Source organism: Shewanella sp. S1-49-MNA-CIBAN-0167 (assembly GCF_040310145.1).
Lineage (GTDB): Bacteria > Pseudomonadota > Gammaproteobacteria > Enterobacterales > Shewanellaceae > Shewanella > Shewanella psychromarinicola.
Map to the genome: position 1 here is coordinate 20,205 of NZ_JBEOPO010000033.1, position 14,161 is coordinate 34,365.

General features: G+C 41.1%; 11 protein-coding genes. 2 read left to right on the forward strand and 9 right to left on the reverse strand.

All coding sequences use genetic code 11. The features are described from left to right. The first annotated feature begins 20 nt into the window (after positions 1-20). Both AAEZ00_RS15260 and AAEZ00_RS15265 read left to right on the forward strand, forming a co-directional pair. Complete coding sequence (locus AAEZ00_RS15260) at positions 21-557, forward strand: YaeQ family protein (protein ID WP_101030224.1); 537 nt, start codon at positions 21-23, stop codon at positions 555-557. Between the two features lie 218 nt (positions 558-775). Beyond that, entirely contained in the window at positions 776-1,378 is a 603-nt protein-coding gene (locus AAEZ00_RS15265) for a CBS domain-containing protein (RefSeq protein WP_101030225.1), read from the forward strand. A 58-nt stretch (positions 1,379-1,436) separates the two neighbouring features. Here the strand turns inward: AAEZ00_RS15265 and AAEZ00_RS15270 are convergent, their stop codons facing one another. The 9 genes from AAEZ00_RS15270 to AAEZ00_RS15310 form a co-directional block, all read right to left on the reverse strand. After that, complete coding sequence (locus tag AAEZ00_RS15270) at positions 1,437-3,884, reverse strand: S8 family serine peptidase (protein ID WP_351088967.1); 2,448 nt, start codon at positions 3,882-3,884, stop codon at positions 1,437-1,439. 482 nt (positions 3,885-4,366) lie between these two features. Beyond that, positions 4,367-4,744, reverse strand: coding sequence for a rhodanese-like domain-containing protein (locus AAEZ00_RS15275; RefSeq protein ID WP_124013638.1), 378 nt, complete (start codon positions 4,742-4,744; stop codon positions 4,367-4,369). Positions 4,745-4,757: 13 nt separating this feature from the next. Next, positions 4,758-4,970 carry a YgaP family membrane protein gene (locus tag AAEZ00_RS15280; protein WP_124013637.1) on the reverse strand — a complete coding sequence of 71 codons (213 nt, stop codon included), beginning with the start codon at positions 4,968-4,970 and terminating at the stop codon, positions 4,758-4,760. Between the two features lie 45 nt (positions 4,971-5,015). Then, entirely contained in the window at positions 5,016-8,288 is a 3,273-nt protein-coding gene (locus AAEZ00_RS15285) for an efflux RND transporter permease subunit (protein WP_124013636.1), read from the reverse strand. Positions 8,289-8,293: 5 nt separating this feature from the next. Then, positions 8,294-9,343, reverse strand: a complete 1,050-nt coding sequence (locus tag AAEZ00_RS15290; protein ID WP_351088969.1) for an efflux RND transporter periplasmic adaptor subunit — start codon at positions 9,341-9,343, stop codon at positions 8,294-8,296. Between the two features lie 241 nt (positions 9,344-9,584). Then, complete coding sequence (locus AAEZ00_RS15295; RefSeq protein WP_351078345.1) at positions 9,585-10,868, reverse strand: OmpP1/FadL family transporter; 1,284 nt, start codon at positions 10,866-10,868, stop codon at positions 9,585-9,587. Positions 10,869-11,295: 427 nt separating this feature from the next. Continuing rightward, a complete protein-coding gene (gene putP, locus AAEZ00_RS15300; protein WP_124013633.1) occupies positions 11,296-12,753 on the reverse strand; it encodes a sodium/proline symporter PutP in 1,458 nt (485 codons plus the stop codon). A gap of 134 nt (positions 12,754-12,887) precedes the next feature. Continuing rightward, a complete protein-coding gene (locus AAEZ00_RS15305; RefSeq protein WP_124013632.1) occupies positions 12,888-13,595 on the reverse strand; it encodes a DUF3379 domain-containing protein in 708 nt (235 codons plus the stop codon). Beyond that, positions 13,588-14,151: a sigma-70 family RNA polymerase sigma factor gene (locus AAEZ00_RS15310; protein WP_101030234.1), complete on the reverse strand. Its 564-nt coding sequence runs from the start codon at positions 14,149-14,151 to the stop codon at positions 13,588-13,590. The genes AAEZ00_RS15305 and AAEZ00_RS15310 overlap by 8 nt, the downstream gene beginning before the upstream one ends. Positions 14,152-14,161 lie beyond the last annotated feature (10 nt).

A 14,161-nucleotide genomic window follows, 5' to 3' on the forward strand; every position in this document is an offset into this window, starting at 1 on the left:
TATGTTAGTTGGAACCCTTTATGGCCGCTAAAGCTACCGTTTTTAAAGTATTACTGCAGATAGCAGATATGGATCGTCATTATTATGCCGATCATCAATTTACCTTAGCGCAACATCCCTCTGAAACGGATACCCGTATGATGGTTCGTTTATTGGCGTTCGCCTTAAATGCCTCTGAGTCATTAGTGTTCAGCAAAGGGTTAAGTGTTGATGATGAAGCAGAACTTTGGGATAAAAATCTAACGGGTGAAATCGATCTTTGGGTTGAGTTTGGCCAAGCTGATGAGAAGTGGCTCAGAAAAGCCTGTGGTCGCTCAAAACAAGTCATTCTTTATACTTACGGTGGCAGAAGTGTACCGATTTGGTGGCAACAGAACCAACAAGCGTTTACCCGTTACGATAATTTAGCTGTGATTAATCTTCCTGAAGATGCAGTGAAACAAATGGATGTATTTGTTAATCGAAATATGACATTGCAAGTGAGCATTAGTGAGGGACAAATATGGTTGTCGGATGCAAACAATAGCGTATTAATCGAGCCTGAAACCTTAAAATGATCGAGATTGCACCTAGTGGTCATTATCATATTTACGACCACAAAAAAGTGAATTTAACCTTAATTTAGCAAAAGTTAATTAAATTTAATCAAAAGGGTCTTGTACTAATAAAAACACAGGCAGATAATTAATTCATGTAGTGGACATCATGAAAATATATAACCAATTAATATATATGGTTTTTTGTTTCTTGATGGTTGTTGATTAAGGATGTTATTGTGAAGAAGTTAGCCCTATACCCAGTAGAAAAAATTGATGAATTAACCTCTCCTGATGTTCATGAAGATATATCAGTACTATCTTCAGCGCTAAATGTGTTCACTGACTTTAAGAAAGTGACTCCGCTGGTTATTGAATCAAATACATCCGCTGTTAACGTTGAACATTTAATGCAGAAATCTCATGTTCGTCTTAAATTAGTGATCGATAATGCAGATCGATTTATAGGTTTAATCAGTTTTGAGTCTTTACATAATCAAGAGATATTAAAACGTGTTGCAGCCGGGCATCAACGTGAGCAATTAAGTGTAGCGGATTTTATGATCCCTAAAGAAGACCTTAAAGCGATTGATTATGAAGATTTAAGTTATGCAAGAATTGGCGATGTGATAGAAACATTAAAATCTGCAGGACAGCAACATTGTTTAGTATTAGACCGTGTAAACCATGCTATCTGTGGTGTGTTGTCTGCTAATGATATTGCTCGGCGATTAAAACTTGCTGTCGATGTGAGTACGCCCAATTCATTTGCTTCAATATTTGAAGTTATTTCGAATAGTCAGCAGCCATCAGTGTTGCAATCACCGCAGCCTCATGTTTAATCTATAAATAATAAAAATAGCCACATCACGTGGCTATTTTTGCGTTCAATTGAATATATTATTGAAAGCTTAAGCTCCAAGTGTCGATATATCCGCTGTCTTGGTTTGCATTATCAACGGCTTTTAATGTCCATATACCACTTGATTCAACACCTGCCATATTAGCTGTGTAAGTCTGGGTTAGGTTATCGGTTCCGCCACCTGTGTTGTTATGAATAACAACCGTTTGACCTGTAGGGCTAACTAACTGGATTTTTAAATCGCCGATATAAGTATGAATAATCCCGATAGACACCGATACCGTTCCTGAATCGCCAGTGCGGTTAACATTTATAGGGCTGACTATGCCAGTAGTATTATTATCTGGAATAGTATAATTACCCGTATTAGTGTAGCTTGCTGGACCTCCAGTGTTACCACCACTCGTATTACCAGCAGTGTAATTAGCGACTAAACTGACACCGCTAAATGCACTGTAACCTTGTACCATCACATAATAAGTACCAGATAGAGGCGTCGCAATTGGGCAAGACTCTGCATTACCACTTTTCCAAGGACGACAGTCATAACTGCTGCTGGTAGGTGATGCGCCATACTGCACATACAAGTCAGCATCGCCTGTACCACCACTCATGGTAAAGCTTAAGTCTTTTGCACCTGTTGGCACATCTAACGAGAAATATAGTTCATCACTTTTTGCACCAGCTAAACCGGTTTTAACAGCGCCTTTTTCAAGTACACTGTCTCCAGATCCGGTTCCCGGATCGGTTGGACCATTACATGATTCGTCTAGATAAGCTTTTGCTGCAACGGCATTAATCATCCCGTAACCTGTTTGGTTATCACGACCCGCAACGCTTAAGTCATCTGCGGTTGCATTGAGTGCAGCACGCACTTGGCTAGCGCTACATTCTGGATGATAACTCCACACTAATGTGGCGACACCTGAAACATGCGGCGTTGCCATTGAAGTACCATTATAATATGCATAATCTCGGTTCCCTTGGTTGCTCACCGTGGTTGATTGCCCCAACTTGGCTTTAAGAGCAAGCCCTGTTGTCCGATCGATAGAAACTGAAGGCACTGTAATGTCACTATTTGCATCAACCAAAAATGGATTTTGTAAGCCAGGTAACGCACTATTACTGTAAACAATGATCCCAGCTGCCCCAGCATCTTTACAGGCTTTGGTTGAGTTTATTTCTGGATAGCTTGAGCCTTGATTGCCGACTCGCTCGACTAAACAGATTTTGTTACTCATATTACCGCAGTTAACACTAGTACCACTCACGGTACATTCTGCCAGTGTGGCCGTTGCACTTGCGTTAATAGGTGCAGCAGTGTAACTGCTTCCAGATGGTGTCAGACGGTTATGCGGCACTACGCCATTACTAAAATACGACTGAGCACCAATGGTGATATCGGCCAAACGTCCTTCACCAACCGTTACGGTTGAAAGAATCGCTTCACCGGGGCCGGATATTTCAACTTGATCTGTATATTGTGAAAACGCGGCATGATCCAGATTGCTATCAACCGCTGCCACCGACATCACACCGTCGTAAGATGCTGGATAGCTGTAACTACTGTCTCCTGCGTTGCCTGCTGCTGCAATTAATAATACCCCATTATTATAATGAGTATTCAATGCATTACGCTCAGTAGTAGTTGAACCGCTGCCACCTAAACTCATTGTGACTACATTGGCGCCACCTGAATTGACACACGTATCGATAGCGGCCACGAGTGATGATGAGTAACCCCAGCCTGCTTCGTTAAACACTTTTACCACATGAATATTGGCATTTTGGTTAGGCATAACCCCGACCACACCTTCGTTATTTGCAATTGCCGCAATAGTACCTGCCACATGGGTTCCATGGGCATTATTGTTACCTGGTTGATACCAGTTCCCTGTACCTGAGTTATTGGTTCCCGTAACGTTGTTTGCATTTAAATCGTTGTGGCTACGATCGTAGCCAGAGTCGATAATACAAATAGTGCGATTACCTGCTTGGCTGTCACTGAGTACTGTCGCGCCAACAAAGGTTTGTCCCCAAGGTGTTGTTTCTGCAAGTAGTCTACGTGGTGAATCCTCTTCAACATATTCAACATCTTGGCGTAAACGCAATGCATTAATAGAAGGCGAGTCGAGTTTGACCGAATAACTATTGCTACGACCAACGCGTTTCATTTCTCGCGCTTTTACGCTGTTCAAGGCACGAAATTGACTGAAGACTTCATTTGAGCGAGGCTCATAAGACATGCTATTTGTTTCTGATTGCACGTCCACATTTTGTACTGCAGAACTGTCGCTGAATGTTTGTGCTGCGTTGTCATTTCTAAACTTAACAATATAACGTTTTGGTAACGGAGATTGTTGTTCAATTTGTTGGTTAGTTGCAGAGAGTTGCAAGGGGGTCGGAGCAGCATTGACTTGAGTTGAAATGGCTAACGCGAGTGCTGTCATGCTAAGCACGACAGCTGGGTTTTTATGCTTTTTCATATTATCTTCCATGTTACGAGGGTGACGTAATGTCTTTTATAATTATGTTTTATTGATAAGCTTATTCTGCCTATCTGTATAAAAGGTAATCACTTTTTCGGTGCATGTAAACAAGATGTTAACTAGTGTCGTTGGTAAACGAGTGGCTTAAACTCTACTATATGAATATTTATTTGTTATATTTGAATTAAAAATCATATTGCCGCCCTAAAATAGAACGTTATCTATCTAATTATAATCGAGTTAATGTTATAATCCGCTTAACTTAAAAGTGAATAGATAAAGCTGTATATGCTAATAAATAATTAACTAATACTAAGTGTAAACAATACTTTGCGGAATGATGAATATGGAACGATACTGATAAAAAGAGTGTATTGATACTAGGGGGTTAGGCAAGGCAAGCCATTAGGTTATTGAACTTAAAACCACAGTAATAGACCTGTGGTTTTAGACTTGGTTGATATAGCTGATTGCTAAGATTATCGTGATGACATCAAAGTGTCGAAACCGCCAGCGTTATAGGTGTTGCTGTAACCTTGTTTTACTAATGATTCCTGTGCAATACCACTACGGCGACCGCTATGGCAATATAATACAAGGTCAGTATCTTTGGCCAAGTTAAGTTTTGCAAGTTCTGGCACTATTTGATCAAATGGAATGTTAATCGCACCGTCAATATGCCCCGCAGCAAACTCTTCAACAGTGCGAACATCAATTAACGTGACACCGCGATCTATTTTTTCCCATGCAACGCTAGGCTCTTGCTCTGTTGCCCAAGTTGGCATTATTGCTGCCGATAACATGACTAATAGCGCCAATATGATTTTAACAGACAAGAGCATAGATTTTTTAAACACAATAATTTCCTTGTTATTTATTTAAGGCTATTTCTGCCGCGGTTTTGATCCCAAATTTTTTCATGACCATTGCCGCAGGACAAAAGCCTGTGAAGGCACTCTGGAATAGATTAGCGCCTACAAACACGGTTAGCCAGACAAAATGTGGACTGACGGTTGCGGTTAACACAATGGATAATAAAACCATGAAGCCTGCAAAGGCCATAATACTTCTCTCTACTGACATATCGAGCTCCTTATTGGGCGTTGCCCAGTTAACAACATAATCTTGTTACTTAGCTGTGATAACGAGTTTATTTTTCATCACCGAAAAATACAATACGGGGATCACCACTAACGTTAAAATGGTTGAGATAAAAATTCCAAAAATTAAACTGATGGCTAAACCGTTAAAAATAGGGTCATCAATAATGAATAATGCGCCAATTATTGCTGCTAATGCAGTCAACATAATCGGCTTTGCCCTTACCGCACCTGAGTGGATCACGGCTCGCTCTAAGGGCACTCCCGCAGCCGTTTGTTGATTAATGAAATCAACCAATAAAATAGAGTTTCGAACAATAATGCCTGCTAATGCAATCATGCCTATCATTGACGGTGCAGTAAATTGAGCGCCTAACAAAGCGTGTCCAGGCATAACGCCGATAATGGTTAATGGAATTGGCGCCATGATGATTAACGGCACGATATAAGATTTAAATTGACCCACAACGAGTAAGTAAATCGCAATCATACCGACGGCGTATGCAATGCCCATATCACGGAAAGTTTCATAGGTGATTTTCCATTCACCGTCCCACAAAATGGAAACGTCGGTTAATCCATCTGGCTGATTCACCAGATTTTGTTTAATAGGATAACTTGAGTTACCTTGTTCATTTTGTTGATTAATTTGACTGACCATATCAAACATGCCATAAAGTGGGCTACCTGTTGGCCCTGCCATATCGGCAATAACCATTATCATAGGCACCATATTTTTATGAACAATAGGTGCATTAATCACTTGTTGTTGCACCTTAACTAATTCTGTCAGTGGTACTGTTTCACCTGATTGAGTCGGTAGGCGTAATAACAAGACTTGCTTTAGATCTACTTTAGCGGCTTCATCAAGCTGTAATCTAATCGGTGTGGGATGAGCTAACTGTGCTTGATGCAAGTAACTGACGTCCTTACCATCCACGGCAGTGCTGATCGTATCCACAATACTGGCGTAAGAAACACCCATTAAGCTGGCTTTATTTCGATCAATGACCACTTGCCACTTTTGTTGTTGCGCAGGCAAATAAATATCCATATCAACAACGTATTCGGTATCTCTGAAACGTTGCAATAAGTCATTGGCTGCTTGTTCACGTAACTCGGTGTTAGGCGCATAAACCTCAGCAACTATAGGTGACCAAACCGGTGGGCCTGGTGGTACCTCAACAATTTTGATATTGGCTTGATAACGTAGGCCAATTTTTTGCAACGGCTCGCGTACAGATGATGCAATGGTATGACTGTCGCGGTCTCGATGTTTTTTATCCACTAGATTGACCTGAATTTCACCGAGCTCTTGGCTGCTGCGTAAAAAATAATGACGAACTAAGCCATTAAAATTCATAGGTGCATGGGTGCCCGCATACAACTGTAAATGCTCAACTTCTTCTACACTGCTGAGATATTGACTGAGATCTTGCAATACTCTTTGAGTTTGTTCCACAGGGGTGCCTTCAGGCATGTCGACCATCACCTGAAACTCAGACTTATTATCAAAAGGCAGCATTTTTAGTACTACAGCTTGCATTACAGGCAAGGCGATAGCGAAGGCAATCAATAATACGATCCCTAAAGCCAAGCCTTTTCGCGCTTTTGGCGCATGTTCGCCGAGTAAAAAAGGACTCATTATTCGCGTAAATAGACGTGTTAATCGATTGTCTTCTTCTACTGGTACGCCTGTGTCAGTCGCTTTATTGTTTGAGCTATGTGACTTTTTATGAGGTTTTAACAATATGCGGCTTAACCATGGGGTCATAATAAACGCGATTAATAGCGAAATAATCATTCCCATACTGGCATTAATCGGAATTGGGCTCATGTATGGACCCATTAGTCCGGATACGAATGCCATTGGCAATAGGGCGGCGATAACGGTGAAGGTGGCTAATATAGTTGGCCCACCGACTTCATCAACGGCATGAGGTATGAGCTCGCTTATGGGTTTATCACTCATTGCCATATGCCGATGAATATTCTCTACCACCACGATGGCGTCATCGACCAAGATACCAATGGAGAATATAAGTGCGAACAATGAAATTCGGTTTAGGGTGAATCCCCATGCCCAAGATGCAAATAAGGTTATGGCGAGAGTAATGATAATGGCTACACCAACGACGGCAGACTCACGAAGTCCCATGGTGAAAAATACCAGTAGTACTACCGCAGATGTGGCAAAGATCAATTTGAAAATAAGTGTATTAGATTTATCTCCAGCGGTTTTACCGTAGTTGCGAGAGATAGCGACATTGACATTATCGGGAATTAATACGTTATCGACAGCATCGATTTTGGCTAATACGGCATCAGCAATGTCGACGGCATTTTGCCCTGCCTGTTTACCAATAGCGATTGTTATAGCCGGGTAAGTACCCTTATCTGTTACGTGCCAAACATGCTGTTTAGGAATATCACTTTTAAGGCTCACATCGGCGACATCAGATAAATAAACTGCACGAGGAAATGGACTTTTCTCCGTTGTTGTATCACTCTGATTAACTTTAATCAGCAGATTATTCACATCATCAGGCGTCTGTAAAAACTGCCCCGCTTGCAGTTTTATTACTTGATTAAACTGCGTCATCGAGCCGACTGTAGACAGTTGGTTATTATCTTGTAATGTGGCACTAATATCGTTGAACGTTACGCCGAAACTGTTCATCTTGACAGGATCAATACGCACATTTAACACCATCTCGTGGCCACCTTGGCTATAAATCTCTCGAGTACCCGGTATCCGTTTTAGTTCGGTTTCTAGGCCCGATGCGACCAAGGTAAGCTGCTCTGCAGTGATGTTTGGATCTTGAGACCAGAGCGTCAACCCTACTATAGGTACGTCATCAATACCTCTAGGTTTGATTAACGGCTCACCAATGCCTGCTGCATGGTTAAACTTATCGCTGTTTGAATACAGTTGATTGTATAAATTAACCACGGCTTCATCTCGTGGAACGCCGACGTCAAAAATAGCGATAATGAGCGCGCCATCGGGCTGAGAAAATGAGTAAAGGGTATCAATGCCTTTTATTTGAGAAATGATCCGTTCTGCAGGCAAGGTGACCTGGTTTTCAACTTCCGTTGGTGTAGCTCCTGGGTAGGGGATAAACACATCTGCAAAAGTGACATCAATTTGCGGCTCTTCTTCTTTGGGGGTAATAATCACTGCAAAAAGGCCTAGTAATAAACCTAAAATAGCCAATAATGGAGTAATAGCACTGTGTTGAAATGCCTTTGCTATGGAGCCTGAAATGCCGAGTTTCATTGATTCATTTGGTGTTGTCATCAGGTTTACTCCTGACCTTTCGCTGCTGAGGACATAATTAAATATCGTCCAGCATCGATAACAATTTCATCGCCTTCCAGTAGCCCTGATAATACTTCAGCAGTATTATGTTGACGATCTATTCGGCCTATACGTACTTGGTTAAGCACTATTTCCCCCGCATTTTTGCGATACACAGAGGTTAAGTCACTGACTTGGTGTATGGCCGACAATGGGATCATCAAACTCGTTCTGCTTGGAAAGTTTACTATTACTTTGGTCCATTGACCCACAATGACATCTTGCATATTACTGACATCAAGATTGACTCTCACTTGATGTTGGTGTGTCAAAGGATCGGCAAATTGATACACTTGGATATCATTCGAAGTGATTTCATCGCCGTTTAATAATTGAATAGTAACTTGATCTTGTTGTTGCACCTGAGCAATATCTTGTTGGGGAATTTGAAATACCGCTCTAAGATGTTGATTATCATAACCGGAGAATAAGGCTTGGCCGTAGGATATCGTTTCACCTTGTTCAACGAAGCGTTGGGTCATTCGACCACTGAAAGGTGCGCTCACTACGGTGTAATTCAAACCTTCTTTAGCTTTTACTAATTGTGCTTGAGCGGCGCTGATAGCTTGTTTGCTGGATTTGGCTTTGGCAGTGGCTTCATCCATGGCACCTTTTGATATCGCCCCTTTGGGGAATAATGCTTTATAACGAATATACTGTGCTTGAGCTTCAGTGTTTAACGCTTCTGCTTTGGCGAGTTCAGCTTCAGCCCCTGCTAATCCAGCCCCTTGTTCTTTATTGGTAATTTCCAATAAAGCCGCGCCTTGTGGAACCAGGTCATTAACATCAAAATGGATATTCATGATCCGTCCCGAGGTTTGCGCAGACACAGTTGCAGCTTTAATGGCTTCAATTTTCGCATCGTATAATCGCGGTTGATATTGTTCGGAATACACCAGCTTTAATGTATCAACATCAGAGGCTTGGGCTGTGCTGGGTAAAACTATTGTGGTGAGTATGGCACCAAGGAATAAATAATTGGATAAGCGAGACATATTGATAGCCTATTCGGAAGTCTATAAGAAAATTCTAATGGACTTTCGCCTGTTACGCAACCGATATATTATAAAACTTTATAAATTAGAACTCAGTGATATAACAGCTATAAAAAAACCGCCAGTTTAAGATGAAGGCGGCTTAGTTGAAAAGGGTGCTGCTGTTCTTTAGTCCGTGGTGAGTGGACGAAAAAAAACAGTAAAGACAAATGATTAAATAGTAATAATTGAGTACTGCTAATTAGAAACTGTAGTTATATTGTACTGAGTAATAAACAGCATTAGATCGGGTTTGTGCTGAAATCTCACTGTTGTAGCCAGGCACTTGCGCAAGAAGATTGCTATTTTCTAATACAGTAACATCTTCTCCTCGGACAAAAGCAATGCCTAAATCAACGCTCGATTTTTGATTTAAATCGTAACTGACACCCGCGGTATACCAAGTACGATCAGAATCAGGGATAGATAAAGATGAATGCTGATTAACTACGCCTTGATCTGTTGCGATACCAGCCCGTAGAGTCCAATCTTGAGTGAGGTTATAGGTTGCACCTAAACTTAGGAACCACGAGTCTTTCCAGTGATATTCTTTTAAGTCTGCTTGGTCGACACCATTTGAACCGTCTTTAACCACGATTTTGTCGAATGCACTCCAATTAGTCCATTGAGCAGTATAATGCACGGCAAATTTATCCGTTAGCTGGTGGAAACCGGCAAACTGAGCAATATCAGCGATAGGAATATCTATTTCATTGTATTGAGAGTAAACGTAGTTTACATCACCTTTGGCGGTCAGTTTTGGGCTAATACGATAGCTTAGACCAAAGCGGTTATCCGGGTTAACTTCATAAACCACGCCCACAATCCCACCCAAAGCCCAGCCATCAGCATCAACATCAACTAAGTTACCAACCTGTGGGTTTTCGCTTGTACGTGTCAGGGTTCCGCTGCCATAAACCGCATCAATACCAAAACCAAAACTAAATTCATCATTCACACGATAAGACATACTGGTGTTGAAGTTAATGGTAACCACTTCGGTGTTACCCAATAAATCTACCGGCGGGGGCAGCGGTACAGCATTGCCGTTAATAGTAGGGGTTCTGTTTGCCAAGTCGCCTAAATCGGTGCCGGTGCCATAGTTACTGAATACGGCAACACCGAAAGCCATTTTATCGTTAATTGGGTTGATATAGTAAAAATTGGGGATGACTTTTGCTTCTGCAGCATGATGTTCACTACCAAAATCAACATCTTTTCCGTTAAAATTTCCTTCAGCATCCGATACCGAGACATCGATATCAGCATAAATAATGCCCAAAGATATCGCGGTTTCATCAAAAAGAGCCATTGCTGCAGGGTTACGAGATAAGACTGATGCATTGTCAGCAATAACTGCATCTCCAGCCATAGCACGACCGATACCGGTAGCTGATTGGCTATTTAACTGGAAACCGGCTGCGGATGCTTGGGTACTAATTAAGCCTACAGCCAGAGCAATAAGGGTTTTGTGGAACTTATTCATTATTATTTCCCATTTATTATTACCGTTTTGGTACAAAGTTTATTCATTTCAGATATTTGACGGTTAAAAATTAGGGCATTTTAGGTAAATGTGAACAATGTGACAACTCCGACCAGATGTTAGTTGTTGTTAATGTTATGTTAATTGTTATTTTTAATGGTGAAGTAGGTGTTTGATAGCATGACAGTATAGGTAAATTATCGTCAGTTTTAATACGACAATTAATAGGCGGGGAGATGTCAATTAACGTTTATTTATACTGAATGATGTTGAATCAAACAAATAACGATTAACCATAATCGGCTTAATATGACGTAACGTCATCTTTTTTGGATGTTTGGTGACTTAACGCCATTACGGTAGTGAATAACTCAACCTCTGAGGGAGAGACGCTGAGTTATCAAGATCAGTGAACTACATAAAAGTACTATGATTTTAATGATTCACGAAAAGCCGTAAAGTCGGCGATAGTTTTTTGTGTTGGTGGTGATACTTTACTGACGATGACGCCAATTAACATTGCAAAAATAAATCCAGGTACGATTTCATATAAATCAAAAATCCCGCCAGTCATTTGTTTCCATATCACTACCGTTATCGCACCCACCAAAATGGTTGAAATCGCACCATTACGACTATAGTTCTGCCAAAAAAGCGATAATAACACCACGGGACCAAATGCAGCTCCAAACCCCGCCCATGCATAACTGACGAGCCCTAAAACACTGCTTTCAGGATTGAATGCAACCACTCCAGCCACTAATGCGATAGCGATAACGCCAATTCTCCCTACGAGCATTAATTCTTTGCTGCTGGCCTGGGGACGCAACCATTTAAGATAAAAATCTTCTGTGATCACACTGGAACAGACTAATAGTTGTGAATCAATCGTGCTCATGATGGCTGATAAAATAGCCGCAATCAGTAAACCGCCAATCCAAGGATTAAAGGCCACATGTGCTAAATAAATAAATACCGTTTCTGAGTTCTCAAGTGGATCGGCAGCAAAGTAAAGACTGCCAGCAATACCTGTGGCTAAGGCACCCAATAGCGACAATATCATCCAAGTCATCGCAATACGTCGGGAAAGCACTAAATCATTCGGGTTGCCGATAGCCATAAAACGAGACAAAATATGCGGTTGACCGGAATATCCTAATCCCCAGGCCAGTAAAGAGACAAGTCCAATAACCGTGGTGTTTTCATTAATAAATGACAACATGGCTGGATCAATTTTTTCAAGACCTGCTTGTGTATCTGGTTGACTAAAGATAGATATTGGCACGATGATTAATGCTATTAACATTAAGCAACCTTGAAAGAAGTCTGTCCAACTAACGGCAAAGAATCCCCCCACAAAGGTATATGAAACAATAATAAATGAGCCGATTATTAAGGCGACGGTATAATCGAGACCAAATACTTGTTCAAATAATATCGCGCCGCCCACCATGCCTGAAGATGCGTAGAAGGTGAAAAATATGATGATAGTTAACGCTGAGATCGATTTTAATAGCCCATTAGAGTCATTAAAACGGTTTTCAAAAAAATCGGGTAACGTTAAAGAATTATTGGCAACTTGGGTATAAATACGCAAACGTTTGGCGACAAATAGCCAATTAAGCCAAGCGCCAAACACTAATCCAAAACCAATCCATGCTTCGCCTAATCCGCTTAAATATACGGCACCGGGTAAACCAAGTAATAACCAACCTGACATATCTGATGCACCCACACTCAGAGCGGTTACCGCGGGGCCCATTTTTCGCCCACCGAGAATGTAATCATCGACTGTATCGGTTTTACGGTAGGCCCAGTAACCAATGCCCATCATTAAAGCCAAGTATCCGATAAAGGTAATGAGGATCGGTGTTTGAATTTCCATATGGCTTCCAATGAATTATTTTTATGGCCAACATGCTTGTAGAAGTTAAATATAGTTCACACCTTGAATTATTCAAGTGTAAAAAAATCCGCTATTCAATGAAGTAGCGGATTTTAGATTGTCATCAATATGATTTAAATAAAGGTGTTTTCAACTTCTTTTTTGATAAAATCAAGATCCGAAGCGGGTTCTCCAACCAAGACCATATAGGCATCAGCTGTTTGAAAACTTTTACCTTTATATTGGTTATCAGCAAAAGCTTCTTCTAACACAATACGGCTTTCTATGGGAACAATGAACAAGGTGACCTTGTTTCCGTGCTCGTCGGCCATCACCAAGTGCAATGATTTGACACCTTGGAAGTCACAATATGAGGTGTAAAAAACGCGCCCAGGTTGTTGGATAAACTTCGAATCACGTAATCCATCTAAACTGGCTAGTTTAAAGTTTACGTCATTAAAACCAATATCTTGTTCCATGATTAATGCTTTGGTTTCATGGTGAACATGAGCCAACGAGTTTTCGCCTAAGTTTACGGGCGTAAAGCGCAATAAACTAAAGCTGACACCCACAATAAATGCCACCGATGCAGCCATTGCCATCATATAACGAGCGTGTTTTTTACTCTTTTGATGTTGACTCAATTGCTGTCGTAAAATCAATTTATCAGCCAAATCATCAGGCACGCTAATATTGAGTGCTTGGATGAGTTTATGGTCAAAAGCTTTTAGGTCTTTGACAAATTTAGCATCGTCTTTATTTTCAGCTAAATGAGCTAAAAATTCATCGGACTGATTATTGGGGTCACCATATGCTTGGCGACGAAACTGTAGATCATCCATTTGATTGACCTCTTACCTCAGGTGCTTCGAGAGCGTCTTTTAACTGGTTTCTGGCTCTAAATAAACGTGTCATTACCGTATTTCGATTGAGCTCGAGCATGGTGGCAATTTCATCACCGCTAAACCCGCCGATCAGCTGCAATAACAGAGGTTCTCGGTATTCGATATCGAGTTTACCTATTTGACGACGTAACCAATACTGTTCAGTATCTTCTTCATGACTTGTTGAGCGAACATCTTCAAGTAATTCTTGTTCCACGTCGCTGTAGTTAAATTGTTTACGCTCAAAACGTCTGGCATTTTCCCGTCTTAAAATGGTAATTAACCATGCTTTAGCGGCTTTATCGTCATTTAAAGAGTCCAACGCTCGCCACGCTCTTAAGAACGTTTCTTGAGTAATATCTTCGGCGACATGTTTATCACCACATAGCCAAAAGGCGTAGCGAAAAATGTCGGTATGAAGGGCCCTGACAAGGCTATCGTATCGTCGTTGTTTTGTTAGCATCTCAGATAAGACCGCGGGTTCGGACTTTTTCTTTCGCAGGTAATCAAACATTTTTTAACTT